This is a genomic window from Pseudacidobacterium ailaaui, assembly GCF_000688455.1.
Taxonomy (GTDB): Bacteria; Acidobacteriota; Terriglobia; order Terriglobales; family Acidobacteriaceae; genus Pseudacidobacterium; species Pseudacidobacterium ailaaui.
This window is the reverse complement of record NZ_JIAL01000001.1, coordinates 2478740-2504005: the sequence shown is the minus strand read 5'-3', so window position 1 is coordinate 2504005 and position 25266 is coordinate 2478740. Positions and strand designations below refer to the sequence as shown.

Annotated in this window: 23 protein-coding genes; 5 read left to right on the top strand and 18 right to left on the bottom strand. The window is 56.0% G+C overall.

The window, feature by feature from the left end; all coding sequences use genetic code 11:
- Positions 1-35: 35 nt before the first annotated feature.
- From hutI to hutH, 4 genes are read right to left on the bottom strand one after another with little or no spacing between them, the layout of a single operon-like run.
- Positions 36-1304, bottom strand: coding sequence for an imidazolonepropionase (gene hutI, locus N655_RS18505; RefSeq protein ID WP_044934505.1), 1269 nt, complete (start codon positions 1302-1304; stop codon positions 36-38).
- Positions 1301-2158 (bottom strand): agmatinase family protein, encoded by an 858-nt coding sequence (locus N655_RS0111105; RefSeq protein ID WP_044934503.1) that lies wholly within the window; start codon positions 2156-2158, stop codon positions 1301-1303. The genes hutI and N655_RS0111105 overlap by 4 nt, the downstream gene beginning before the upstream one ends.
- A gap of 59 nt (positions 2159-2217) precedes the next feature.
- Positions 2218-3885: a urocanate hydratase gene (gene hutU / locus N655_RS0111100; protein WP_026443054.1), complete on the bottom strand. Its 1668-nt coding sequence runs from the start codon at positions 3883-3885 to the stop codon at positions 2218-2220.
- A 24-nt stretch (positions 3886-3909) separates the two neighbouring features.
- Positions 3910-5451, bottom strand: a complete 1542-nt coding sequence (hutH, locus tag N655_RS0111095) for a histidine ammonia-lyase (protein WP_026443053.1) — start codon at positions 5449-5451, stop codon at positions 3910-3912.
- A gap of 99 nt (positions 5452-5550) precedes the next feature.
- Between hutH and N655_RS0111090 the strand changes: the two genes are divergently transcribed.
- On the top strand, positions 5551-6015 hold the full coding sequence (locus N655_RS0111090; RefSeq protein ID WP_026443052.1) for an Lrp/AsnC family transcriptional regulator: 465 nt from the start codon (positions 5551-5553) through the stop codon (positions 6013-6015).
- A gap of 54 nt (positions 6016-6069) precedes the next feature.
- Here the strand turns inward: N655_RS0111090 and N655_RS0111085 are convergent, their stop codons facing one another.
- The 3 genes from N655_RS0111085 to N655_RS0111075 all read right to left on the bottom strand — a co-directional run bounded on the left by N655_RS0111085 (position 6070) and on the right by N655_RS0111075 (position 8329).
- Positions 6070-6522: an SRPBCC family protein gene (locus N655_RS0111085; protein WP_026443051.1), complete on the bottom strand. Its 453-nt coding sequence runs from the start codon at positions 6520-6522 to the stop codon at positions 6070-6072.
- Positions 6519-6851, bottom strand: a complete 333-nt coding sequence (locus N655_RS0111080) for an ArsR/SmtB family transcription factor (RefSeq protein WP_026443050.1) — start codon at positions 6849-6851, stop codon at positions 6519-6521. Before N655_RS0111080 ends, N655_RS0111085 begins: the two co-directional genes overlap by 4 nt.
- Positions 6852-7066: 215 nt before the next feature.
- Positions 7067-8329, bottom strand: a complete 1263-nt coding sequence (locus tag N655_RS0111075) for a sugar MFS transporter (protein WP_238324684.1) — start codon at positions 8327-8329, stop codon at positions 7067-7069.
- Positions 8330-8554: 225 nt separating this feature from the next.
- On the opposite strand from N655_RS0111075, the gene N655_RS0111070 reads away from it, so the two are divergent.
- The gene (locus N655_RS0111070; protein WP_044934501.1) at positions 8555-9682 is read left to right on the top strand and encodes a DUF5666 domain-containing protein; all 1128 of its coding nucleotides are present in this window, start codon (positions 8555-8557) and stop codon (positions 9680-9682) included.
- Positions 9683-9754: 72 nt separating this feature from the next.
- Complete coding sequence (locus tag N655_RS18500; RefSeq protein ID WP_155987573.1) at positions 9755-12676, top strand: TonB-dependent receptor; 2922 nt, start codon at positions 9755-9757, stop codon at positions 12674-12676.
- 53 nt (positions 12677-12729) lie between these two features.
- Here N655_RS18500 and N655_RS18495 read toward each other — a convergent pair whose 3' ends face one another.
- Positions 12730-13728, bottom strand: coding sequence for a M28 family peptidase (locus N655_RS18495; RefSeq protein ID WP_081823680.1), 999 nt, complete (start codon positions 13726-13728; stop codon positions 12730-12732).
- 70 nt (positions 13729-13798) lie between these two features.
- On the opposite strand from N655_RS18495, the gene N655_RS0111055 reads away from it, so the two are divergent.
- Both N655_RS0111055 and N655_RS18490 read left to right on the top strand, forming a co-directional pair.
- Positions 13799-14953 (top strand): lactonase family protein, encoded by a 1155-nt coding sequence (locus N655_RS0111055; protein ID WP_026443047.1) that lies wholly within the window; start codon positions 13799-13801, stop codon positions 14951-14953.
- Positions 14954-15095: 142 nt separating this feature from the next.
- Positions 15096-16232 carry an SH3 domain-containing protein gene (locus N655_RS18490; RefSeq protein ID WP_238324683.1) on the top strand — a complete coding sequence of 379 codons (1137 nt, stop codon included), beginning with the start codon at positions 15096-15098 and terminating at the stop codon, positions 16230-16232.
- A 74-nt stretch (positions 16233-16306) separates the two neighbouring features.
- Here the strand turns inward: N655_RS18490 and N655_RS0111045 are convergent, their stop codons facing one another.
- From N655_RS0111045 to N655_RS18485, 10 genes are all read right to left on the bottom strand, one after another.
- Positions 16307-17161 carry a 3-hydroxybutyryl-CoA dehydrogenase gene (locus N655_RS0111045; protein WP_026443046.1) on the bottom strand — a complete coding sequence of 285 codons (855 nt, stop codon included), beginning with the start codon at positions 17159-17161 and terminating at the stop codon, positions 16307-16309.
- A 65-nt stretch (positions 17162-17226) separates the two neighbouring features.
- Complete coding sequence (locus N655_RS0111040; protein ID WP_026443045.1) at positions 17227-17943, bottom strand: Stp1/IreP family PP2C-type Ser/Thr phosphatase; 717 nt, start codon at positions 17941-17943, stop codon at positions 17227-17229.
- Between the two features lie 125 nt (positions 17944-18068).
- The gene (gene atpC, locus N655_RS0111035) at positions 18069-18485 is read right to left on the bottom strand and encodes an ATP synthase F1 subunit epsilon (RefSeq protein WP_026443044.1); all 417 of its coding nucleotides are present in this window, start codon (positions 18483-18485) and stop codon (positions 18069-18071) included.
- Positions 18486-18489: 4 nt separating this feature from the next.
- Complete coding sequence (gene atpD / locus N655_RS0111030) at positions 18490-19932, bottom strand: F0F1 ATP synthase subunit beta (protein ID WP_026443043.1); 1443 nt, start codon at positions 19930-19932, stop codon at positions 18490-18492.
- A gap of 16 nt (positions 19933-19948) precedes the next feature.
- Complete coding sequence (locus N655_RS0111025) at positions 19949-21037, bottom strand: F0F1 ATP synthase subunit gamma (RefSeq protein WP_026443042.1); 1089 nt, start codon at positions 21035-21037, stop codon at positions 19949-19951.
- Between the two features lie 5 nt (positions 21038-21042).
- Complete coding sequence (gene atpA / locus N655_RS0111020) at positions 21043-22587, bottom strand: F0F1 ATP synthase subunit alpha (RefSeq protein ID WP_026443041.1); 1545 nt, start codon at positions 22585-22587, stop codon at positions 21043-21045.
- Positions 22588-22662: 75 nt separating this feature from the next.
- A complete protein-coding gene (gene atpH, locus N655_RS0111015; protein ID WP_026443040.1) occupies positions 22663-23199 on the bottom strand; it encodes an ATP synthase F1 subunit delta in 537 nt (178 codons plus the stop codon).
- On the bottom strand, positions 23199-23909 hold the full coding sequence (locus tag N655_RS0111010) for a F0F1 ATP synthase subunit B (protein ID WP_026443039.1): 711 nt from the start codon (positions 23907-23909) through the stop codon (positions 23199-23201). The genes atpH and N655_RS0111010 overlap by 1 nt, the downstream gene beginning before the upstream one ends.
- Complete coding sequence (locus N655_RS0111005; protein ID WP_026443038.1) at positions 23906-24373, bottom strand: F0F1 ATP synthase subunit B family protein; 468 nt, start codon at positions 24371-24373, stop codon at positions 23906-23908. The genes N655_RS0111010 and N655_RS0111005 overlap by 4 nt, the downstream gene beginning before the upstream one ends.
- A 327-nt stretch (positions 24374-24700) precedes the next feature.
- The gene (locus N655_RS18485) at positions 24701-25183 is read right to left on the bottom strand and encodes a peptidoglycan-binding domain-containing protein (protein ID WP_081823679.1); all 483 of its coding nucleotides are present in this window, start codon (positions 25181-25183) and stop codon (positions 24701-24703) included.
- Between the last annotated feature and the right edge of the window lie 83 nt (positions 25184-25266).

Here is a 25266-nt window from a genome sequence, read left to right as displayed (position 1 = left end):
TGGACAGGGGTTGCATGGTGGTTGACTTATGAGTATCAGAGTACTGGGCAGAGGTCAACCTGTCGGCCCGCAGAAAAGACTGCTACGGTCCGCGGCATACCAAAGAAATAGGCCAGTTCACGATAATCTTCTGCATCAAAAATGACAAAGTCAGCGATTTTTCCGGGTTCAAGACTGCCGAGTTCTTGGCCACGATTGAGGCTATGCGCAGCATTGATCGTGGCCGCGGTCATGGCCTCCGCTGGTGTCATTTTCATTTGGGTGCAGGCCAGGGAGAGGACCATCAGCATAGAAGTCGTAGGCGACGATCCAGGATTGAAGTCCGTGGCAAGCACAACCGCAAGTCCTGCATCAATCATCTCTCGCGCCGGAGCGTATTTCTGCGAGCCAATGGCGTAAACCGAAGCGGGCAACAGAACGGGCTGGATGGCCGCCCTTTTCATCATGGCAATGCCTTCCGATGTTGTCTGCTCAAGATGGTCTGCTGTCTTCGCTCCCACCCTTGCCGCTAATTCAACTGCGCCGCAGCACGTGAACTGGTCTGCATGGAGTCTTAGTCCCAGCCTGTATTGCTTGGCCGCCATCAATACGCGCTCCGCTTGCTTTACGGTGAAGACCTCTTCTTCACAAAAGACATCACAAAACTCCGCAAGCTTCTCTTTGGCCACCCGCGGCAGCATCTGTTTCACAACAAGGTCCACGTAAGCATCGGAATCGGACCTGTACTCCTCTGGAATTTCATGCGCCCCAAGAAAGGTAGGAATACAGCGCAGCGGTGTATTTTTTGCAACACTCCGGATGGCCCTCAGAAGCTTCAACTCGTCCTCGACTGTCAGTCCATAGCCAGACTTGGCCTCAATGGTTGTTGTTCCACCGGCAAGAAACCATTTTGCATATTTCTCTCCTGCTGCCACCAATTGCGCCTCAGTTGCAGCGCGTGTCTTGCGGACCGTCGAACGGATTCCACCGCCACTCGCCGCGATCTGTTGGTAGGTGGCACCCATACAGCGCATCTCAAATTCGTCGGCCCGGTTCCCGGCAAAGACCAGATGTGTATGTGCATCCACGAATCCCGGCAGAACAATTCGCCCATTTGCGTCCACCACCTGCACGTCTGCACTGGCCAGCTTTTCAATCTTTGCTTGGGGACCTGTGGCAGCAATACGCCCGTTGCTGATCAGCATGGCCCCATCGGGGATGATGCCAAGCTCGCGCATCTCCAGGCCAGCACGTGGGCGTGTGGGCCCAGCCAGAGTAATGAGTTGCGCGCAATTTGTAACCAGGAGTGGTTCGTTTTGGTTCATGACAGGCGTTCCAGCAGTCCTGAAGCAAAAGACAAAAGGCAAGATGCGGCGGTCAACGATGTAATTGTGTTCATGTCGCGTGTGGGATCGATTTCGACCAGGTCCATTGCTTTCACCTTCGGATGGGCGCCACAGACATACGCCGCCTCTCGCACATCGGATGGAGTCAAACCACCAGGACGCGCACCTGCTGTGGCTGGTGCAAAGGCGCGGTCCATCACATCAAGATCAAGATCGACGTAAATGGTTTCCGCTTTCTGTGCGAGCTCATTTAAGGCATCGCAGACGACTCTCCGGATGCCTTGCAACTGCACCGCTTCCACCGGCCAGACGTGGATCCCCGCATCTTTTGCAACACGAAAGTACTCCCAGGAATTTGCAAAGGACTGGATGCCGATCTGCACGATGTTCTCGCCCGGCAGACCGTCGTTGAGTAGCGCACGGACTGGGTTTCCATTGCGCAGGCCGCCTTCAAGTGTACGCAAATCAAAGTGCGCATCCAGAGTCAGTAACCCACACTGTTGCAAATTACTGTTGATGCCATGCAGTGCCGGCCTGGTGATAGAGTTGTCTCCTCCGAGGAGGACGATGGCATCGGCATTTTGCAGAGCCTTTGTTACTGCCTGTTCGATAGGCTGCTGCGCTGATTCAACACTCTGCTCTGCAAGCGGCAGGTCTCCAAGGTCTTCTACGCGAAGCTCCCGCACATCCCGGTTGTGCATGATGTCGCAGGTGCTGAAGCTTACAAGCGCATCACGGATTGCCTTTGGAGCAAGATCGCAGTGGCTGGGTGTGATCGATCCAAGCGTAAGCGGTGCTCCGAGCACGCGCAGCAATCCACGCGCTGAAGCCATAGGTTTGCCTGCAAGCCAGCAATGTGCGCGCGGCCAGGAACTGTCTTCGTGTAGTTGGATCACGCGTGGCCCTCGTCCATGGGAATGCGGACCTTCCTCTCTCTTGCGCAGGCAATCGCCTCTGCATAGCCTGCGTCTACGTGACGAAGCACGCCTATGCCGGGGTCCGTAGTTAAAACGCGCTCCAGGCGCTGTGCCGCCAGCTCAGAGCCGTCAGCAACAACCACCATTCCGGCGTGTTGCGAGTATCCAATGCCCACTCCGCCGCCATTATGGATACTCACCCAGGATGCTCCGGCGGCTGTGTTCAGCAGTGCATTCAACAAAGGCCAGTCCGCCACGGCATCGGAACCGTCGCGCATCCCTTCGGTTTCTCGATAAGGCGAGGCGACTGAGCCTGCATCGAGATGGTCGCGCCCAATGACAATCGGTGCAGAAATCTCACCCTTGCGGACAAGCTCATTGATCGCCACACCTAATTTTGCCCGCTGCCCGTAGCCAAGCCAGCAGATGCGCGCAGGCAGGCCTTGGAAGTGGATGCGCTTCTGCGCGAGTTCGATCCAGCGGTGCAGGCTTGCATCTTCCGGGAACAGTTCAAGAACAAGCCTGTCTGTGCGGTAAATGTCCTCAGGGTCACCGGAGAGTGCGACCCAGCGAAATGGGCCTTTTCCCTGGCAGAAAAGTGGACGAATGTATTCGGGCACAAATCCCGGAATTTCATAGGCATCTTCTACACCTGCGATCCTGGCCTGGGTACGCAGGTTGTTGCCGTAATCAAAGGTAATTGCACCTCTCCGTTTCAGTTCCAGCATCGCCTTTACATGCTCGGCCATGGTGCGCATAGAACGCAGCTTGTATTCTTCAGGATCGCGCTGACGCAGCTCAACAGCTTCGCGCAAGTTCATCCCATTCGGAACATATCCTTGGAGCGGATCATGCGCGCTGGTCTGGTCAGTCAGAAGATCAGGAACAATGTTGCGGCGAATCAGCTCCGGCAACACGTCAGCTACATTGGCCACCAACCCAACAGAAACGGCCTTGCCCGCGCGCCTGGCAGCATCCAATATTTTCAGCGCTTCATCAAGCGTATGCGCAATGTGGTCGCAGTATCCACTGGCCAAGCGCTTCTCAATGCGCGCCGGATCAACATCGACTCCGAGAAAGCGTGCCCCATTCATAGTGGCTGCCAGGGGCTGCGCGCCACCCATTCCGCCCATTCCGCCAGAAACGACAAACTTACCATCCAGGCTGCCAAAATGTCTGCGGCCTGCCTCGGCAAAAGTCTCGTATGTTCCCTGCACGATGCCCTGACTGCCAATGTAGATCCACGAGCCGGCAGTCATCTGGCCATACATCATCAGGCCCTTCTGTTCGAGCTCGTGAAAATGTTCCCAGTTTGACCACTGGCCAACCAGGTTCGAGTTGGCAATCAGCACACGGGGCGCAGCCTCATGTGTCCGAAAAATGCCCACCGGTTTGCCTGACTGCACAAGGAGTGTTTCGTCGCTCTCAAGCGACTTCAGCGCACGGACGATTGCATGGAAGCACTCCCAGTTACGCGCTGCCTTTCCGGTTCCACCGTAAACGACAAGTTCATCCGGGCGCTCAGCAACTTCCGGGTCAAGGTTGTTCATCAACATGCGCAGGGCAGCTTCCTGCTGCCAGCCTTTGGTGTTGAGCCTGTTGCCGCGCGGCGCCCGGATTGTTTCTGGGGTGGTTTGCAGCATGTTGTTTCTCCTGCTCTGTCCGATTTAGTTTCTCCAAACATCAAACGTGCCTGATTGAATCTCTGCCGTCAGTTTTTCTATGTCTCCTGAGAGCACGCGGTCTTCTTTGAGGTGCGGCACACAGTTGCGCACCACAGCCTTCGCCTTTGCAACTTCGCGCGCGGGCTTCAGTGGCAGACGATAATCGAGCCCCTGGGCTGCAGTCATCATTTCGATGGCCAGCACGCGCTCGGCGTTCTCTACGATCTGGCGCAGCTTCAAGGCCGATGTCATGCCCATGGAAACATGGTCTTCCTTGCCGCCCGATGTCGGCACTGAATCTACACTTGCAGGATGCGCCAATACTTTTGCTTCATTCAGCAGCGCGGCAGCAGCAACGTGTGCAATCATCAGGCCGGATGACACTCCGGGCGTGTCTGATAGAAATGGAGGAAGCCCTTCGTTGATATCGGGATTGATGAGGCGATCAATACGGCGCTCGCTGATGCTCATCAAATCAGTGAGCGCAATGGCGGCGTAGTCTAGCGCCAGGGCCAATGGAGCACCGTGAAAATTACCGCCGGAGAGGATCGTACCGCCAGAAACAATGCCGTTTTCATCCAGAAAAATCAATGGATTGTCTGTGGCCGAACCCGCTTCTGTCTCGATCACCTCACGCACATGGGCCAGCACGCCCCGAGCTGCTCCGTGGACCTGCGGCATGCAACGGAGACAATATGCGTCCTGCACGCGAGGATCGTTGTGGCGGTGCGACTCGCGTATCTCGCTGTCCTGCAGCAGATAGCGGAGGTGCGCGGCGGCCTGGACCTGTCCAGAATGGGGCCGCACGGCATGGATACGCTCATCAAATGGTGTTGGTGTGCCGCGCAGGGCTTCGAGGGACATGGCTCCGGCAAGGTCAAAGAGCAGCGTTACGCGCTGGGCCCGGTCCAGCGCAAGCGCTCCAACAGCAGCCATGGCCTGCGTACCATTCAGAAGCGCAAGCCCCTCTTTTGCTTCCAGCGCAAGAGGCGAAATTCCCTCTTCTTTCAAAGCACAGCACGCTCTGGTTCGCTTGCCCTGATAAAAAACTTCCCCTTCGCCCATCAGTGCCAGCGCCAGATGCGCCAGCGGTGCCAGATCGCCGCTTGCTCCGACAGAACCGCGGGAAGGGACCACAGGATGAATTTCGTGATTTAAAAGCGAGAGTAGTGTTTCGATCACAACCGGCCGCACACCGCTGTGCCCTTTGGCCAGAACATTGGCACGCAGCAGCAACATGGCCCGCGTTTCCGGCTCCGGCAACGCCTCTCCCACGCCGCTCGCATGGCTGCGAACAAGGTTGTGTTGCAGCGCCTTCAGGTCTTCATCAGCAATCCGCACGTCGGCCAGCTTGCCAAATCCAGTGTTGATGCCGTAAGTCGTTTCCCCGCTCGTGATGACGCCTTCCACTATGGACCGCGACGCATTGACCTTGCGCCATGCATCTTTCGCAACAGCTACCTTGCGCTTTCGATGCGCAACGGAGGCAATCTCCTCGATTTTTAGTGGCTGCCCGGAAAGTTCCAGAATTCCTTGGGGACCCATGGCTTGAATGCTAGAAAATCGTAACTGTCTCGTAAACGGCATTTCCACGGACAATACCATCATTTACGATTGATTAAATGGAAGTTTGGCGATTTGCCTATGGATTCTTCTGAATTACTAGACAAATACGGACGAAAATTGCTCGAAGAGCTGCAAAAAGATGCCCGCGCTTCTTATGCTGAGTTAGGACGCCGAATCGGACTTTCTCCTTCAGCTACGGCCGAGCGCCTCCGCCGCCTGGAGGAGGCAGGAGTGATCCGCGGCTACTCGGTTGAAATAGACCGCAAGGCCCTCGGCCACCCGATTCTTGCCATCATCCGTATGACCTGCGACGGTCCGCGATATCACCCATTTCTGAAATTCGTGAAGGATCTGCCTGAGGTACGCGAATGCCATCACGTTACGGGCGGCGACGCCTTCTTTCTGCAGGTGACCACTGCATCCATTGAAGAACTAGAGCGGATCATCGAACGCCTGCTGCCCTATGGGATTCCTACAACGAGTATTGTGCTCTCCTCTCCTGTAGTGCGGCGGGCCTATGATGTATCACGTATGCGAGACTGAAGACCCGCTGCCATTCCCTGCTGCTCAGAAAAGAATGGCAGCGTACTTTCCGCTTCACATCAGAACAGGGACAATTGCTGCCAGCTGATTCAGATTGTCCAGGCATCCGTTCCAGCCATGCTCGTGTTTGTCTCTGGTCTCCACATCTGTGAACCCTTCATGGGTGAGGACCAGTTCGGTCCCACCAGCCACTTCTGTGAATTCAATCGTGACCAGCGTTTCCGCTGATGTGTCCGTAGAGCAATCTGAATTCCAGGTAAAGGCCAGCAGCTTGTTGGGAATGATCTGCTTATAGGTACCAACAGCAACATGCCTCTGCTCCGGCCCATCTGCCATCTCCAACCGATAGCTTCCTCCGATACGCAAGTCAGAAACCGCCACCGGGACAGTCATTGTTCCCGGCGCATACCATTTTTTCATCAGCTCAGGTTGGGTCCATGCAGCAAAAAGCTCAGCAGGGGAGGCTTTAATCGTACGCTTCAGTTGCAGCTTCAGTGTGTCCGTCATTCTTTGTCTCCTTCAAAGAGGTTTTGGAGAGCATCGAGTCTCTCATTCCAGAACTGCTTGTAATAAGACAGCCACTCTTCGGCTGTCTTCAGCGATTGGGCTTTAAGGCGCACAACCTGAAAACTCCCCTGTCTTTCACGCGTAATCAGATCCGCTGATTCCAGCACCTTGAGATGTTTGGAAACAGCAGCCAGAGAAATCCGATAAGGACGTGCAATTTCCCCTACCGTCTTCTCTTTGCCCGCTATGACGCGCAAAATCGAGCGCCGCGTCGGATCTGAAAGGGCATGAAAAATAGAATCAAGCTGCGCAGTGGAAGACTTAACCATTTGGTTGAATCTTAGGCCACCCAGAGACCGCTGTCAACCGTTTGGTTAAATATTTTTTTTGACCTGATTTTTATTGCATGAACAGAGCAGACGAATGCGCCGGACCTACAGCACCCTGAACGAAGAGCGATTCAGCCCGGTCCCGAGCTGCTATTGTGAATGTCCGCAGAAAGAGCAGTAAGGCTCCTGTGGTCGCACCTTGTCTGCGCTGCGCCTTATGATTCAGCCGCGATGACCCGTGATCCGCTGAATCCGTAATAAGCAATGAACAAATAGCACAGCACAGGTAATACAAAGGCGTGGTGAATGCCGATGCGATCGGCCAGCACTCCCTGCACTTCAGGAATCAGGGCGCCGCCAACGATCGCAGTTACCAGCAATCCGGAAGCTTCTCCGGTCAGCGGTCCCATTTCAGCAATGCCAAGGGTAAAGATGCTGGGAAACATGATGGAATTGAAGAGACCCACGAGCAGGATGCTCCAGATGGCCACATGGCCAAGCGTAAGCATGGATACCACCACCAGAACGCTCGCCACCATTGCACACAGCCCCAGCAGTCTTCCGGTCTGCATCTTCTGTAAGATGGCTGAACCGATGAAGCGGCCTACCATTGCGCCACCCCAGTAGAACGGCACCAGGGCCGAAGCCGCAAGAGCACTCAGTCCTCCAATTTCCGGTTGATTAAAGTAGTTAATCAGAAAGCTGCCGATCGAAACCTCTGCGCCGACATAGACAAAGATTGCGACCGCCCCCAGGACTACATGGCGATGGCGCCAGATGCTGTCCTTCTTCTCGCCCATGGGACGGTAATCTCTGGTGGCGTCAATCCGCGGAAACCTGTAGAGCGCAATCGCCAGTCCCAGCACCACCAGGGCCAGAGCAATCGCGAAGTAAGGAAACTTCACCGTTGCCGCCTCATGAATGCGATAGGCTCGCAGTTGCTCCGGTGAGAATCCGCTCGTATCGAGCACCTTGGCTCCGCGCAGAATCAGCCAGCCTCCCAGCAGCGGTCCAATCACCGTGCCCAGGGAATTGAATGCCTGCGTAAGGTTCAGCCGGCTTGAAGCCGTTTCCGAAGGACCCAACACAGAAACATAGGGGTTCGCCGCCACCTGCAAGGCCGTGATCCCCGCCGCCAGAACAATCAGGGCCGTCAGAAACAGGGCGAACGAGGGCACACTGGCAGCGGGAATGAACAGCAGCGCACCAGCGCACATCGTAAACAAACCCGCCACCATCGTGCGCTGATAGCCAATCCATTCCACCACTTTGCCGGAGGGGATACCGAATGCTGCATAGGAGCAGAAGAAAGCAAACTGCACCAGCATCGCTTCGGCATAATTCAGCGAAAAAATGGACTTGAGATGGGGAATCAGAATGTCATTCAGCGATGTCAAAAAACCCCACACAAAAAACAGCGTTGTTACCATTGCCATCGCACTCTTGTTCGTGCCGCCAGGGGACGCAATGGTACTCATAGAAGATTTGTTCACATTTGTGATGGCCATCAGAGGTTCCGGATTTGGTTCTTTGCTGATAATAAATGGATAAGCCCGTTTCCGGGCAGATCCAATGCCCTGAAAGAATGCTTAAACAATCCTTAAGCGTAATTTTTCTGCGTCTTTCCAGCAATCTGTTCGTCTTACCAACTGAGGTTTTCCCCGCAGAGCAACCGCCCTCGGGGGCCAGGTATCGGGAAGAATATGCCATTTGCTCGCACCACTCTCGCTTTCATGGTGTCCGCTTCGGTGGCGGCCTTGTATGCACAGGCGCCCTCAGCAGCTCGTTTGATCGGCACAGTCACAACCATCAATGGAAACACTCTCACGATCAAGACGGATTCTGGCGCAATTTCCACGATTGCTACGACCGATTCAACGCGCATTTTGCGTGCCGAGCCTGGCCAGAAAGACCTTAGCAGCGCAACGCCCATCCACGTCCAGGACCTCGCCGTCGGCGATCGCATTCTCGTCCGCGCCAGCGCTGCGGCTGGTCCGAATAGCTATACGGCGCAGACCATCATTGCGATGAAACAAAGCGACATCGCTCAGAAGCAACAGCAGGAGCGCGAGGACTGGCAACGCCGAGGCGCCGGAGGCATTGTCAAGTCTGTGGACCCCTCCACCGGAACAATCATCGTGGCCTCAGGTACGCATACAATCACAATCCATGCCACTCCCAGGACAATCGTCCGCCGCTATGCTCAGGACTCAGTCAAGTTCGATGATGCCAAGACCTCTACTCTGGACCAGATCAGGCCTGGAGACCAGTTGCGCGCTCGCGGAGACCGCAGTCCGGACGGCAATGAGCTCAACGCAGATGAAATCGTCGCCGGGACTTTCCGCAATATCGCGGCCACGGTCCTAAGCGTGAATGCTGCGGCCCAGGTGATTACCGTCACCGACCTTGCCACAAAAAAGCCGGTCACGATCCACTTCACTCCTGACTCGCAGTTGCACAGGCTTGACCCACAGATGGCACAGATGATCGCCATGCGCCTGAAAGGCGCTGCCCGTCAAAACGGAGTCCCGGAACAGGCCGCTGCTCGTCCCATGCCCATGGGCGGCCAACCGCAGCAACACAGCGGAGACCTTCAACAGGTCATTCAGCGCGCCCCCACAGTGCAGATTTCTGATCTGCATCAAGGTGACGCAGTCATGATCGTCGCTACGGAAGGGTCACCGGAAAGCGCTACTGCCATTACGCTGCTTGCCGGAGTCGAACCCATGCTTCAGGCTTCTACCAAAGAAAGCCAGAGCCTTTTCTCTTCTTCCTGGAGCCTCGGCAGTGGAGGTGATGCGGCCGCCAGCGGTGCTGGTCAGCCGCAGTAAACATCGGGGCAAATGCTCTGATGTTCAAAGAAGACCATATCGCACGAACGAATTGCAATCTTGGAGAGTTTTGTGAAACGGAGAGTTCTGCTATCTTTTTTTCCTGTCTTGCTTGGTCTGTTGTTGACCTGCGGCGCTCAGGCCCAGTCCGCAAAAGGTTCGCTACATGGCCAGGTGACCGACCCGACTGGCGCCGTCATTCCGAACGCAGCCGTCAACCTGACAACGCCGGACGGTCACACGGTCGCCACCGTCACCTCCAATGGAACGGGTGCCTATCAGGTGAGCAATCTTGCTCCCGGCACCTATATTGTTATTGTGACGGCGCAGGGCTTTGCTCCGTCGCAATCCAAGGCGGTCACAATTACTGCAGGACAATCCAAGCAGTACGATGTTTCCCTTCAGATCCAGGTTGAGCAACAGCAGGTACAGGTCCAGGCGGAAACCACTACCGTGGACACCAACCCTGAGAACAATGCCAACGCAATTGTCATCAAGGGCAAGGACCTCGACGCGCTTTCTGACGATCCCGACGAGCTGCAAAACGAACTACAGGCGCTTGCCGGCCCTTCTGCTGGTCCCAATGGTGGACAGATTTATATTGATGGCTTCACCGGCGGACAGCTTCCTCCCAAATCGGCCATCCGTGAGATACGCGTTAACCAGAACCCGTTTTCTGCTCAGTACGACCGCTTAGGCTATGGGCGGATTGAAATCTTTACTAAACCAGGTACTGACAAATTTCACGGCAGCGTCAACGTCTTTGGCAATGACTCGGCATTCAATTCATCCAACCCGATTTTGAATTCTAACCGGCAGACCGGATCGACGACCCTGCCTCCTATCAAGATGCCGCCATACTATTCCTACTTCATCCATGGCGATGTCAGCGGTCCGATTTCCAAAAACGCCTCTTTCTTTCTGAGTACCTTTGGCAGGAACAATCAAAACGTCAACATCATTGATGCGATTGACCCCGTAAACACAACGGATGCAAATAGTCCCGTTTATCTGAATGAAACCGTCGGCAATCCCAGCACGCGCATTGACGTCAGTCCTCGCCTGGACGTGCAACTCGGGCAAAATAACACCCTCACGCTCCGTTATAGTTTTACTCGTAACCAGCAATCCAACTCCGGCATCGGTGAAACCAGCCTGCCTTCGACCGGCTATAACACCCATAGCATTGAAAACGAGATTCAGCTCAGCAACAGTTGGGTCATGAGTCCGCGCGTGGTAAACGACATGCGCTTTGAATATACTCGCAGCCGGTCCACGCAGACGCCGCTTTCTGTGGATCCCACCATCTCTGTGCAGGGCGCCTTCACAACTGGTGGCAGCAACAGCGGCACGGTGCGCGATAATCAGGACTACTTTGAGCTGCAGGACTACTTCACAGCAGCGGCCGGAAAGCACTCCATGAATTTTGGTGCCAGACTTCGCGCCACGCGCGACGCCAACTTCAGCAACGCCGGCACAAACGGTCTTTATACCTACCAATCATTGTCCGATTACATCAGCCATAATCCGCAGAAGTACCAAGTTACGATCATCAACAACGGTCAGTACACTGCACGCGCAACCCTCTTTGACGCCTCCCTTTTCTATCAGGATGACTTAAAAGTCAATCCTCGATTTACCTTCAGCTACGGACTCCGGTGGGAGGCCCAGAACTATATTCACGACATCAACGACTGGGCACCACGTTTTTCCCTTGCTTATGCCCTCGATGGCGGCGATGGCAAGCCGGCAAAGACCGTATTGCGTGCCGGATACGGCTGGTTCTTCCAGCGCTGGGGCGTTGCCAACACCTTCGGCGGTGGAGGCAGTACTCCCTTCCCCATCTTCACCATCCGCTATAACCAGTACCACCCTGCACAACAGATCTACATCCAGAGCTTTAACAATTCCAGCAATCAAAACACCGCGCCGACGTACTATCAGACAGATTCACGCTTCCATGCTGCGCTGGACATGCAAGCAGCGATTGGGATTGACCGGCAGTTGAGCAAAACGGCAACGATGAACGTCACCTATCTCTACAGCCAGGGCGTCCACCAGTACCTTACCAACAACATTACTGCGCCTTTCTGGGACTCCACAGACGGCACTTATGAGAACATCCCCGCGTCCGGCTTCTCGGCTCCGCCCATCAACTTATACACCTATCAGTCTGAGGGCTTTTATCGCCAGAGCCAGATCCTGGCCAGTGGAAATGCGCGCTTCCGCCGCTTCACTCTCTTTGGCTTTTACATGTACAACAACGCACTGGGCAATACCGGTGGGGTAAACTCCATGCCATCCAACCCACATGATCTGAAGCTGGACTATGGACGCATGGGCTTTGATATCCATCAGCGGTTTGTTGTTCTTGGAAATATTCAGGCGCCCTGGGCCTTGTCATTCTCTCCGATGGTGGCCTATAACTCCGGTACCCCTTATGACATCACAATCGGCAGCGATCTGACTGCAAACAATCAGTTCAATGCCCGTCCTACCTTTGCAGCAAGCTGCTCAGAACAGGGCGCCATCAATCCGGCAAACTATGGTCTTCACGGCGTGCCTTGCCTCAATACCAATCCGGCTGGCACCAATGAAAAGATCATTCCCTATGGATACGGCACAGGACCACAGAACATCAGCCTGAATATGCGCGTCAGCAAAGTCATCGGCATCGGGCCGCGGGTAGAGGGCGGAGGGGCCAGCGGCGGCGGCCCGCACGGTCCTGGCGGGGGTCGCGGACGCGGAGGCTTTATGGGACTCAGCGGCAACCAGGGTGGCCCTGGCCGGTTGGACCAGACAGTCTCGCGCAAATACAGCCTGACCCTTTCGGCCTTCGGGACCAACATTCTGAATCATGAGAACCTGGGTACACCGAATGGAACTCTGCTCTCCCCCTTCTTCGGCAAATCGCAGTCGCTAGCCGGGGGCTTTTTCGGACCTCGTACACCTGGCAACCGTAGCTTTACGCTACAGGCCTCCTTCAACTTCTAATCAGAAGAAGCGGCCCGCCGGTTGTACCACGTCAACGGGCGGGCCAGAAAACTTTATGGCTTTCCGCCCGGGTTCCATTTTGGTTTCCACTCCGTATTCGCCAGCCACAGCACCGGTTTCACCATGGACGAGATCACGGTCGTCATATAAGCAAAATCCAGTTTGCTGATCTCGTCACTCGGACGGTGATAGTCCTTATGGAGATTGAAGCTGGAGACCGTCTGCGCAATGATCCCGCGCTTGGCCAAGGCATAATTGTCCGAACGCTGGAAGAATTTCTGCTCCGGGTGCGGATCGGCCACAAGGTGCGCACCGTGCTTGGCCAGCTCTGGACCAAGATCGCTGCGCTCGTATCCGGTAAGCCAGAAATGACCCGCACGCACGGCTGGATCCGGTCGCCCAATCATCTCAAATTCCAGGTTGGCAACAATATGGTCCAGCGGTACGGGCGGATGGTCCAGAAAATACCGGTTGCCAAAGCCTCCCAGCTCCTCTGAACCAAAAAGCACAAAAAGCACCGTACGCTTCGGACGCTTTCCCTGGCTCAACACCCGGGCCAACTCAATGACGGCCGTCGTCCCGGAGGCATCATCATCTGCTCCGTTATAGATGCTGTCTCCATTCACAGGCTGACCCACGCCCAAATGATCAAGGTGGGCGGTGAGCAAAATCGCGTCCTGCCGCGTCTTTGTATCGGACCCCCGCAGGATGCCAACAACATTCCATGTCTCCGTGCGTGGCACATTTTCAAAGGATGCAAGATGCCGCTGGACACGGTCCGGAAGCGGGTTCGGTAAAGGAGCTTTCTGAAGGAAACTACCGTGATCACCACCCGGCTCCAGCCCAAAGCCTTCAAACAAGGAGGCAACAAAAGTTGCGGCCAGGTGCTCATCTCGGGTTGCGCTGCCCCGCCCCCGTAGAACGTCTGAAGCCAGAAAATCCTCGTCCGCACGTACGCACGGCTCACAGAACCGGGGCTCTTCGGCCCAGGAGGCGCGGCAGAAAATGGCAGGCAGAAAAACCAGAAAAACAAGCCAGAAACGGTATCGCATATGTTCATGGGAAGTATACCCGCTCTTCTCGCTTAAGTAAGATGGAAGTGACTGGTGAAAAATGAATTGGATGTTTCGCTCTCTCCTGATATTGCCGTTTGCAGGATGCCTTTTTCTGTCATCGTGCGGAGGCAAATTTTTCCCCGATGAAAATCATTCAGGCGGAGGAGGTAACACTACCAGCGGAGACTATCTCTATATTGCGAACATCAGCACCAATCCCCTGACTCTTGCGGCTTTCAATATCACCAGCAGCGGTGTGGCCTCACTTTCCGGATCTCCTTATAACTTTGGCCTGGTGACCCCCAGCGCTCTGGCCATCACTCCCCAAAACAGCTTTCTATTTGTGGGCAGCATCGATGGCGGCATCTATGGCTACAGTATCAACAGCAACGGCTCACTCAGTATCCTGAACAGCGGTAACCCCCTGGTGACCGGAATTCTTCCCTCTGCCTTGAAAGTCGATACCACCGGAAACTGGCTGATTGCAGCACAAGGTGTGGCCGGGACCAATGCATCAGCATACCTTTTCGCCATCAACACCAGCACCGGTGCCCTGACCGCGCAAGGCAACGCTCTCACCCTCGATGTTGGGACCCCGGTGCGCATCGCCGTGACTCCAAACAACCAGCTCGTTTACATCTCATTGGGTACAGGCGGGGTAGACATCTTGAATTTCAGTGCCAGCGCCGGGACTCTCAGCCTCTTCCAGAACCTTCACCCCAAGAATTCCAGCAATGCTGATTATGGGCTTGCTGTCGATCCCAGTGGCACTTATCTTTTTGTTACGGAAACCGGCACGGTCGTCAATGGCACCAATGGTCTGCGTGTGCTCAAAATCGCAGCCAACGGCGCACTCTCCGAGCTTTCCACCTCGCCCGTTCAAACTGACCTGGGGCCCATGGCAGTCATCGTCTCCTCCAATGGGAGCTATGTTTACGTCGCCACGAACAGCGGTGTTGTGGATGGCTTTGCGCTGTCTGCCAATGGCGCCCTCACCTCGCTGCCCAATTCGCCGTACACAACCGGCACAAACCCTTCTGACTTGATCGAGGACAGCTCGGACACTTACATTGCGGTCGTCTGTTCCGGAGGAAGCCCTGACCTTCAGGTCTTTAAGATAGACACCACCGCCGCAACTGCAGGCCAACTCATCTCTTTTGCTACTGCCTCTACGGCATCAACCTCCCCTGCCGGTGCTTATCGGGTTGTTGCAACCCAATAAAATGCCCTCTTACGCATCCTTCCGTCGCTTAAGGCATGTTTCGATGCTATGCTCAAATCAATAGCGGAAGTGCGCCTTTACCTGCGCTTTCGTTCTTTTCTCCATGTCTTTACGCCGGATTTTTTCTGTATCGCTCCTTGTTGTGTTGGTTCTCTCAGGATGTGGCCGCTTCCGTCCAAAACCACCCCGGGAATATGTTTATGTCGTCGCAAAAGAGACTTTTCTGCGCGACCGCATCGCCGCAGTCTCCAACCGGGTGGCCAATGTCACAAACGGACAGCGGCTGGAAGTTCTGGAGCGTTCACGCCGCTTCCTGAAGGTAAAAACAGACAAGGGAGAAATCGGTTGGATCGAAGAACATGGAGTCATTGATCAGGACACTTTTCAGCAGTTTCTCAACCTTCAAAAACAGCATCAGAATGATCCGGTCATCGCCACTGCCACGCTGCGCGATGATCTTTATCTTCACCTGAAACCAGGCCGACAGGAGGCCCGTTTTTACCTCCTTCCCGAAAATGATAAGCTGCAAATGCTCGTCCGGGCCTCTGTACCAAAACCGGTGCCGCCTCAGGCCCTCCCTCTGCCTGTTGCAAAAGCCAACGGCAAAGCTGACCAATCCAGGAAGGACAAACAGGCCGCATCAGCACCGGAAGCGCCCCCGATGGAAGACTGGTGGCTCGTTCGTGATGCGCAGGGAAGGGTGGGATGGACGCTTTCGCGCCGGCTTGATATTGATGTCCCCGACGCCATTGCTGGCTACGCGGAAGGCCAGCGCATGGTCGGGGCCTACCCTTTGACAACCGTTTACGATCCCGAGGCTGCCAATTTTCCTGAAGGCAAGGTCCCCGAATACGTGACCGTGCTGGGGCCCTATAAAGATGGCCTTCCTTATGATTTTGACCAGGTGCGCGTCTTTACCTGGAATACAAAAAAACACCGTTATGAAACGGCCTTCCGGCAGCGCAACATTCAGGGATACCTCCCCGTGCGCGTTGGCACACAATCTTTCGACAAAATCGGCAGGGTCCCGGTCTTTTTCTTCCGAGTCGCTTCGGACGATTCGATCGCCATCGATCCTTCCACCGGGGCTTCGCATCCGGCGCACACAGAAGAACTAGGCTATCGCCTGGAAGGGGTCATCGTCCGCAAAATTGAGCCTGCCGCTCCCCAAGGAGCTTTGCCTGCTCCGCAGCAGACATCGACTCCAGCGCCTGCGAAAGAGCATAAGATGGGCCGGCGACACCCTGCACACACCGGCGCCCGGCGAAAACACCATTGATTCGAAATATGGCATTGTGAGAAATGGCCAGCTCCTCGCCGGTCATAAAACAGAAGGCCCCTGGCCTTCCTTCATCATTGATACCGATAAAATCCTCTGCCGCTTTTGCGGCCCAGCCAGCCCGCATCCACCATTTTTATCAACAACGGACACGGTCGATATTTTGGGTCTCCAAGCCCTTCATGCAGCACACGCATAATGTCCAGGCAGACGTCCAGTCCGATAAAATCGGCCAGCGTCAAAGGCCCCATGGGGTGGGCCATGCCCAGCTTAAAGACCTCATCCACGGCCTCAGGAGTGGCCACACCCTCCATCACCGCATACATCGCCTCATTCAGCAGCGGCATGAGCACACGATTCGACACAAACCCCGGAGCATCATTCACTTCCACCGGGGTTTTTCCCAGCTTTTCTGCCAGCGCCTTTACACTTTCGTAGGTTGTCCGCGAAGTCGCCAGTCCACGAATCACCTCGACCAGTTTCATCACCGGGACCGGATTAAAGAAGTGCATTCCGATGACTTGCTCCGGGCGCTTGGTCAGGGCGGCAAGTTTCGTGATGGAAATGGAAGAAGTATTAGAGGCCAGAATCACGTGCTTGGGAAGCAGTGTGTCAAGCTCGGTAAAGAGTTGGCGCTTGACCTCAAATTTTTCCGTGGCAGCTTCAATCACAAAATCACATTCTGCCAATGATTTCCGGTCGAGCGTTCCCTGAATGCGTGCCATCGCTGCTGCAGCTTCTTCGGCGGAAATTTTTTGTTTCGCCGCCTCGCGTTCAAGGTTCCTTTGGATGGTCTCCAGACCGCGGTCGAGAAATCGCTGCTCAATGTCACACAACCAGACCTCCAGTCCGCTGCGCGCAAAGACATGTGCAATTCCGTTACCCATGGTCCCGGCGCCAAGAACACCTACTCTTCTGATTTCACTCATTCGCATCACCTCAAGCAAAACAGATGAGTGTATCAGGCAAGTCAGGGTGGCAGCGAGTCAGCAGGCTACTTCACCTGCACCAGGACCACGGTAATATTGTCTTCCCCGCCGGCTGCATTCGCCTCATCAATCAATCGCTGACAAAGAAGCCGTAAATCTCCCTCCTGCAAGAGGACCTCCGCAATTTTTGGCTCGGAAACTTCCTTCGTCAACCCATCGGAACACAGGAGAAACAGATCTTCCGGCTGCACCGAAAGCTGGGCAATGTCCGCAACAACCCTTTCCTGCGTCCCTACCGCTCGCGTAATCACATGGCGAAGAGGAGAGCGTTCGGCTTCAGCAGCCGTAAGCTGCCCGATCCGTACCTGTTCCCCCACGAGTGAATGGTCCTGTGTCAATCGTTCCAGATGTCCGGCACGAAAGCGGTAACAACGGCTGTCGCCCACGTGCGCGATCCAGACCTGTTCATCACAAACCAGGAGCGCAACCAGCGTCGTGCCCATTCCGTGTAAAGAAGGGTCCTGTAGCGAATGAGCAAAAATGCGTTGATTGGCTGTGGCGACGATGGCTTTCAGAAGTTCGTCGGGACCTTTTTCTTTCCGGCTTTCCGTCTCTTCCAGGGCGGCCACAACCGCGGTCTGGCTGGCCACTTCACCCGCAGCGGCCCCACCCATCCCATCACACACGACAAAGAAATTCGCCTGTGGCAGAAGGCCGTAGGCATCTTCGTTGACCGAGCGAAGACGGCCTACATCTGACAATGCTGCTGCTTCCACACGCATCTTTTGCCATGGACCAAGATACACGATGGGCCTGAAGACGGGACGCAAGAAAATCGCAAGAAAGTTCCCTTGCCCCTGATTCAGCAGAAGAAATGATAGGTTTCAGGACGATTCCGCTATGGACTTCAGGAAGACCGCTGTCCTGCGCTCGCCAGCTTCGCCTCGGCCCCTTCGATTACCTGATTGGCTTCTTCGTATTTTTCGGCGTCATCGCCGGCCTCGCTCCAAAGTTTCTGGCCGCGATCCAGCTCCTGTTGCGCCTCGCTTGCGTTGATCTCTTCCGGCTTCAGGGCGGTTTCAGCCAGCACCGTCACGCGGTCCGGAAGCACTTCCACAAAACCCCAGCTTACAAAATAGCGCTGCTCTCCCGCGCGGCCGCCGTGTGTACGCACTTCGCCCGCACCCAATTCAGAAAGCAGTGGAGCGTGGCCAAAGAGCGCCTCCATATAGCCGTTGCGCGCAGGAAGCTCGACTGCGTCGGCGGTGGAATCCACCAGAACGCGGTCCGGAGTGACAAGCCGGATGTGCAGTTGGTTCGCCATGGTCTTATGCGTTCGCCTTCATCTTCTCTGCGGCTTCCAGCACGTCTTCAATCGAGCCTTTCAGATAGAACGCCTGCTCTGGAATATCGTCGTGCTTGCCTTCGAGCACTTCCTTAAAGCTGCGCACCGTGTCCTCAATCTTGACGTAGCGCCCCGGGATACCGGTGAACTGCTCGGCAACATGGAACGGCTGCGACAAAAAGCGCTGGATCTTGCGTGCACGCGCCACCGTGAGCTTGTCTTCTTCAGAAAGCTCATCAATGCCGAGAATGGCGATGATGTCCTGCAGGTCCTTATAGCGTTGCAGGATACGCTTCACACCCTGCGCCACATCATAGTGCTCTTGTCCAACCACGCGCGGAGTAAGAATGCGCGAGGTCGAAGCCAGCGGATCGACAGCAGGATAAATTCCCAGTTCCGACAGCGGCCGCGAGAGCACTGTCGTCGCATCCAGGTGGGCAAAGGTTGTTGCCGGGGCAGGATCGGTCAGATCGTCTGCCGGAACATACACGGCCTGCACCGAGGTGACCGAGCCTTTCTTCGTTGAAGTGATGCGCTCCTGTAGTTCGCCCATTTCCGTGGCGAGGTTCGGCTGATATCCCACCGCCGAAGGCATACGGCCCAGCAGGGTTGAAACCTCAGAACCGGCCTGCGTGAACCGGAAGATGTTGTCAATGAACAGCAGCGTGTCCGCACCTTCGTTGTCGCGGAAATACTCAGCCACCGTCAGCCCGGTGAGCGCCACACGAAGACGCGCACCCGGCGGCTCCGTCATCTGCCCGTAGATCAGCGCCGCCTTCGACTTTGAAAGGTCCTTCAGATCAATTACGCCCGCTTCCTGGAACTCAATCCAGAGATCATTGCCCTCGCGGGTGCGCTCGCCGACTCCAGCAAATACGGAAAAGCCGCCGTGCTTCAGCGCGACGTTGTTGATCAGCTCCTGGATGATGACCGTCTTGCCCACTCCGGCACCACCAAAGAGGCCGATCTTGCCACCCTTCAGGAAGGGCTGAATAAGGTCAATCACCTTCACGCCCGTCTCAAACATCTCTTCGCGCGTTGACTGCTCGTCAAACGCCGGGGCTGGACGGTGGATCGGCAGATGCACTTTGGCGTGGACAGGACCAAGCTCATCGACAGGCTTCCCGATGACGTTAAGCACACGGCCCAAGGTCTCGCGTCCGACAGGAACGGTGATTGGTCCGCCAAGATCGATGGCTTTCATGCCGCGCACCATGCCTTCGGTCGGCTCCATGGCGACGCAGCGCACGCGGCCCTCACCGAGATGCTGCTGGACTTCCAGGATCACATCGATGGGCTGGGGCACATCAAACCCTTCGCTCACCACACGAAGCGCCTGAAAGATAGGCGGCATTTTGGATTCTTCAAACTGCACGTCCACCGCCGGTCCGGCGATCTTAATCACTTTGCCAATGTTTTCTGCCATAAGAAATTCGTTCTCTCTACAATGCGGCTGCGCCGCTGACAATCTCAATCAGTTCCTTGGTAATGGCCGCCTGACGCACGCGGTTCATCGCCAGCGTCAGCGAATCAATCAGCTCGGAAGCATTGTTCGTCGCCGAATCCATCGCCGTCATTCGTGCAGCAAACTCCGCTGCCACCGATTCCAACATCGCATGATATAGCTGCGTAGCCACATAGCGCGGCAGCAGTGCGTTGAATAACTCACCCGGACTTTGCTCGTAGATGTAATCCACGTCCGCCGTTCCAAAGCGGCGCGACTCTTCTTCGGCCTGTTTGGCATCGGCCTCAGCTTCCGCCTCGCTCAACGTCACTCCGGAGGAGATGGCGGCTTCGCCTGCGCGCTCGCGTTCTTCCTGCGTCATCTCCTGGGCCAGTGCAACTTCCCTCTTTCCGATTTCCAGAATCGGAAGGACCCGCTCGACGACCACACGTTGCTGGATCACCGACTTGAATTCGTTGTAGACCACGTATGCTGCGTCAATCTTCTGGTGCGCGTAGAGCGATGTGATCTCGTGCGCCAGTTCACTCGCCTGCTCAAAAGTGAGCTTATGCAGAATGCCATGATGGTGGTCTTCCAGCAGTTCAATCGGGGCCACGCGGCGGCGTTCGGCAGCAGGAAAGTGATCATCTCCCTGCTTCTGCGATTCAAGATACTGGGCCAGCGGATAGCGCCTGCGCAGCACATCCCGTCCCTTACGGCCGATGGCTTCAATGTCAATCTGCACATCTTTGTGCTGCGCGATGAAGGTATTCGCGGCCTTGATGATGTTCGCATTGAATGCGCCCGCAAACCCACCCTCACCCGAGACGACAATCAACAACACGTTCTTTTCCGGACGCACCGCAAGCAGCGGGTGCGGCTGCCCCGTCTGTGGGTCCACCGTGTCCACGCGTCGCTTCAGCGATTGAAGAACAGAGGTCATCATCATCGCATAAGGACGCGAGGACAATGCCTTTTCCTGCGCCCGGCGCAATTTTGCCGCCGCCACCATCTTCATCGCCTTGGTGATCTGGCGCGTGTTCTTCACACTGCGAATGCGCCGCCGTAAATCGAGAACGTTTGCCATTCCTGCTACCTTGCGGCCACAACCTGCGCCGACTCATGCTCGGCGAAGAAGTTTTGCTTGTACTCTTGGATCGCGGCCTTCAGCTTGTTCCGCAAATCATCATCGAGCGCCTTCTTCTCTCCGATCTCCTTAAGCAACGCTGTCTGCGCCGAATCCAGATATTTGTGAAAACCCTCTTCAAACGCGCGGATCTCTTCTACCTTCACGTCATCAAGCAGGCCCTGGGTCCCAGCAAACAGAACCGCCACCTGGTGCTCGGCCGTCAGCGGCTGGAACTGCGGCTGCTTCAGCAATTCCGTCAGGCGCTGACCGCGTGCAAGCTGTTGCTGCGTCACCTTGTCCAGGTCGCTGCCGAACTGCGAAAACGCCGCCAGCTCGCGATACTGCGCCAGGTCCAGCTTCAGCGTCGAGCCAACCTGCTTGATGGCCTTCATCGCCGCTGAAAAGCCTACGCGCGAAACCGAAAGTCCCACGTTCACCGCCGGACGGACGCCCGAGTTGAAAAGGTCGGTTTCCAGAAAAATCTGCCCGTCCGTAATTGAAATCACGTTTGTCGGAATATATGCCGAAACGTCCCCTGCCTGTGTCTCAATCACCGGAAGTGCCGTCAGTGACCCGCCGCCCTTTTCCTTGCTCAGCTTGGCAGCGCGCTCCAGCAGACGCGAGTGGAGGTAGAACACATCGCCCGGATACGCCTCGCGGCCCGGTGGACGCCGCAAAAGCAGCGAAATTTCACGATAGGCCGCCGCGTGCTTTGACAAATCGTCATAAATCACCAGTGCGTGCTTGCCTCGGTCGCGGAAATATTCACCCATCGCGCATGCCGCATACGGCGCAAGATAGAGCATCGGAGCAGGCTCAGACGCCGTTGCAGCGACGACAATGGTGTAATCCATCGCGCCATATTCGGTGAGCGTCTGCACTACCTGCGCCACCGAGGAGCGCTTCTGCCCAATCGCGCAGTAGATGCAGATCAGGTCGTTCTTCGCATTGTTGAGAATGGTGTCCAGCGCAATCGCGGTCTTGCCCGTCTGGCGATCACCGATGATCAGCTCGCGCTGCCCACGGCCAATCGGAATCATGCTGTCAATCGCCTTGATTCCGGTCATCATCGGCTCGCGGACCGACTGGCGGTCAATCACCCCCGGGGCGATGCGCTCCACCGGCAGCGTTTCACTCGTGTTGATGGGGCCTTTGTCGTCAATCGCCTGCCCCAGAGAATTGACCACACGACCAATCAGGGCCTCGCCCACCGGCACGCTCAGGATCTTGCCTGTGCGCTTGACCTGGTCGCCCTCGCGGATCTCGGTGTAGTCGCCCATCAGCACAGCGCCCACCTGCTCCTCTTCCAGGTTCATGGCCAGACCATACACGCCGTGCGGAAACTCAATCATCTCGCCATACATGACCTTGTCCAGGCCATGAATACGGGCAATGCCGTCGCCCAGCGAAATGACGGTACCCACTTCATCCACACGGACCTTTGCATCGTAATTCTGGATCTGCTCCTTCAGGAGCTGCGTAATCTCGTCTGCTCTCATCAGCGCCATTGCTTCTCTTTCCCAAAGCTCAAAAACTTTTTGCGCATCCCCATCCTTTGCATGGCCAAGGCTGGGATACGAATCCTACCCCGCCAACTGCTTCCTCAAGCGTTCCAGCCGGCCGCGTACTGAACCGTCATACACCGTGCTGCCTACGCGGACGACCACCCCGCCCAGGAGCGACTTGTCTTCAAAATACTGTGCCCGCACCCGGGTCCCGGTCATGACAGCAACCTGCTGCTCAATCCCCCTCCGCTCGTCTGCTTCGAGGGCCCGCGCCGTCGTCACCTGGATCTCAGAGATCCCCAGCCGACGGTCCGTTTCCTTGCGATATTCATCGAGAATCTCGCCCAGAACGTCCATGCGATCATGCTGAATCAGGACTGCCAGGAAGTTCCTCACCTGCTGTGACATCCCCAGCCGCTCATTCAACTTGTCCAGAATCGCCACCTTCTGGTCAGCCGGAAATGACGGATCCAGAAAGACCTCGCGCAGATCATCGCTCTCCCACCAGATTCCAAGGAAGTTGTCCAATTGCTTCTGGACCTCGTCTGCATTCAGATGGGCCTCCATCACCACATCAGCGAATGCCCGCGCATAAGCGATCGCTACGGAGGCCATCAATTCTGCCCTCCTTTTCCGTTCTGGGTGCTGGCAAGTTCAGCCGTAAAGTTCTGCACCAGGATCCGATCGGCATCCGCACCCAGATGGATGCGCTGCAAGGCCCGTTCCACGGCCAGGTCCGCGGCAAACTTTTTCAGCTCGCGCTGCGCGGCCGCACTGAAGGCCTGAATCTCCTGCTCCGCAGATTCAATGATTCGCTTGCGCTCTTCTTCGATCTGGGCTTTGATGCGCCTCTCGTCTTCCTCAATCTCCCGTTCGGTCTGGCGGCGAATCGCATCAATTTCCGAGTCGAGTTTCGCCAGCCGCGCCTCGACCTCACTTAGCCGTCTGCTGGCTTCCTCTGTCGCCGTGCGTGCATCGGCCAGCTCTTTTGAGATGGTCTCTGAGCGCTTACGGAAGGCCTTCGGCAATACTTTGATCAGAAATCCGGCAATGGCCAGAATCAGCACCGCCGAATTGAAGTCCTCAAAAATCTGCGTGGCCGTTTCCGTGTCCGTGTGCAGCCACTTTGCAATCATCTGGACGGCCGCTGAATGACGATAGCCCTCTTCTTCGCTGTTCGTCTCTGGGGCATCCATCTTTTCGTACTTGGTTGTGGCAGGCTGCGCTTGCGCCGGTTCTTGAGCAAAAGCACGCATTGCCGGAGCAATCACCAGCAGGACCGCGGCCATCCATATTGCTGATTTCAGCCAGAAACTACGCTTCAACGGACACTCTCCACCGGAGCCACACCTGCTGGAAGAATGGCTTGAAGAATTTGTTGGGCCAACTGTTCGGTCGAGCCTTCAATCTGCTTACGCGCTTCGGCCGCCTGCTGGGCCATCGAAGCCTGTGCCGCGCGGACCCGCTCCTGCGCGGTAAGACGCGCCGATGCCAGCGCATGGTCGCGCTCCGTGTTCCATTGCTGGATGCGCTGCTCGCGGTGCCGGAAAATATCGGCCCGCGCCGCCCGCAATTTTGCTTCATATTCCTGCGTCTTGGCGTCAGCAGCAGCAATGGCGGCCTGCGCACGCTCAATGGCGCCCTTTGTCCGCTCGCGGCGTTCGGCCAGTGTCCTGGTGAGCGGCCCATACACCAGAAACCGATAGGCCAGCACCAGCAGGAGAAAAAGAATCATCGTCGGCACGGAGCCAATGCCCAGATCCCCGAGTTGTCGCAGTATCTCGTCCATGTTCTACAGCTCGTCCACACCACCTCCAGCGCCTTGCACTTCGGCTTCGGCGAGCTTTCAAAGCGCCAGTTCAGCCTGGGATTCACTTTCTGGAGGGTGTTGCAGAACGTATAGGTTGTAACAGAGTGAAAAATCAAGTGTCAACGTGGAAGAAGACACTACTTTCTAGGTGTATCACACCGTGACCGTTTTCTGAAGCAAAACCAGTGCGCTAGGAAACCGGACCGGACCTTTCCCCGAAACAATCTTGGGAAAAAGATCAGGCCCTCCGGGACTCATACGGCCCCCGAACCGGCCGCACCAGGCCCGCCACGGCCACCCTGTCTGTCAGTCTCGGATGGTATGTGCCGAAGCCAGAGTGTTGGCTGCTGCCACGCTGGGAGTCACAGGTCCAGAGGACTGGGGTGCAGCCCCGGAACTTACTCCAGGACTGGCCGGATCAGCAGTGGAGGCATTCAGGGCACCGGAGTGGTCTGGTCCCAGGCCAAGCTTGATCAAGGCCCGAGAATCAGGGACCAGTTTTGTTTGCCAGCCATGATCAGACTGGTATTTCTGCATGGCCGCCTCCGTCTCTGCATCCCATTGGCCGGAAGGCTCGCCACTCATATATTTTTCGCGGATCAGCGCTTCCTGGATCTCCCTTGCGCGCTCATTGTCAATTCCACGCTGTCCAATGACCTGGTGCTTGTGGGAAAGCCTCTTTTTGCTGTGGCCTGAAGTGGCTGCACGATGACTGCGCCCCGCAAATGCAGGCGTTACCACCAACACCGCAGTTAAAAAAATGGCTGGGCATGCTCGAACAAAAAGCATGGACGAAAAACCTCGCACAGGGACTTTGAAAAGCGTTCTTTCCGAGAGGTTATAAGGGAACCGGCTTCATTGCAAGTAAAACA

Bases quoted from the DNA above. Each gene is read 5' to 3' on its own strand.
- hutI (WP_044934505.1), bottom strand. From the start codon at position 1,304: ATGAACCAAAACGAACCACTCCTGGTTACAAATTGCGCGCAACTCATT.
- N655_RS0111105 (WP_044934503.1), bottom strand. From the start codon at position 2,158: ATGGCTTCAGCGCGTGGATTGCTGCGCGTGCTCGGAGCACCGCTTACG.
- hutU (WP_026443054.1), bottom strand. From the start codon at position 3,885: ATGCTGCAAACCACCCCAGAAACAATCCGGGCGCCGCGCGGCAACAGG.
- hutH (WP_026443053.1), bottom strand. From the start codon at position 5,451: ATGGGTCCCCAAGGAATTCTGGAACTTTCCGGGCAGCCACTAAAAATC.
- N655_RS0111090 (WP_026443052.1), top strand. From the start codon at position 5,551: ATGGATTCTTCTGAATTACTAGACAAATACGGACGAAAATTGCTCGAA.
- N655_RS0111085 (WP_026443051.1), bottom strand. From the start codon at position 6,522: ATGACGGACACACTGAAGCTGCAACTGAAGCGTACGATTAAAGCCTCC.
- N655_RS0111080 (WP_026443050.1), bottom strand. From the start codon at position 6,851: ATGGTTAAGTCTTCCACTGCGCAGCTTGATTCTATTTTTCATGCCCTT.
- N655_RS0111075 (WP_238324684.1), bottom strand. From the start codon at position 8,329: ATGAGTACCATTGCGTCCCCTGGCGGCACGAACAAGAGTGCGATGGCA.
- N655_RS0111070 (WP_044934501.1), top strand. From the start codon at position 8,555: ATGCCATTTGCTCGCACCACTCTCGCTTTCATGGTGTCCGCTTCGGTG.
- N655_RS18495 (WP_081823680.1), bottom strand. From the start codon at position 13,728: ATGCGATACCGTTTCTGGCTTGTTTTTCTGGTTTTTCTGCCTGCCATT.
- N655_RS0111055 (WP_026443047.1), top strand. From the start codon at position 13,799: ATGTTTCGCTCTCTCCTGATATTGCCGTTTGCAGGATGCCTTTTTCTG.
- N655_RS0111045 (WP_026443046.1), bottom strand. From the start codon at position 17,161: ATGAGTGAAATCAGAAGAGTAGGTGTTCTTGGCGCCGGGACCATGGGT.
- N655_RS0111040 (WP_026443045.1), bottom strand. From the start codon at position 17,943: ATGCGTGTGGAAGCAGCAGCATTGTCAGATGTAGGCCGTCTTCGCTCG.
- atpC (WP_026443044.1), bottom strand. From the start codon at position 18,485: ATGGCGAACCAACTGCACATCCGGCTTGTCACTCCGGACCGCGTTCTG.
- atpD (WP_026443043.1), bottom strand. From the start codon at position 19,932: ATGGCAGAAAACATTGGCAAAGTGATTAAGATCGCCGGACCGGCGGTG.
- N655_RS0111025 (WP_026443042.1), bottom strand. From the start codon at position 21,037: ATGGCAAACGTTCTCGATTTACGGCGGCGCATTCGCAGTGTGAAGAAC.
- atpA (WP_026443041.1), bottom strand. From the start codon at position 22,587: ATGGCGCTGATGAGAGCAGACGAGATTACGCAGCTCCTGAAGGAGCAG.
- atpH (WP_026443040.1), bottom strand. From the start codon at position 23,199: ATGGCCTCCGTAGCGATCGCTTATGCGCGGGCATTCGCTGATGTGGTG.
- N655_RS0111005 (WP_026443038.1), bottom strand. From the start codon at position 24,373: ATGGACGAGATACTGCGACAACTCGGGGATCTGGGCATTGGCTCCGTG.
- N655_RS18485 (WP_081823679.1), bottom strand. From the start codon at position 25,183: ATGCTTTTTGTTCGAGCATGCCCAGCCATTTTTTTAACTGCGGTGTTG.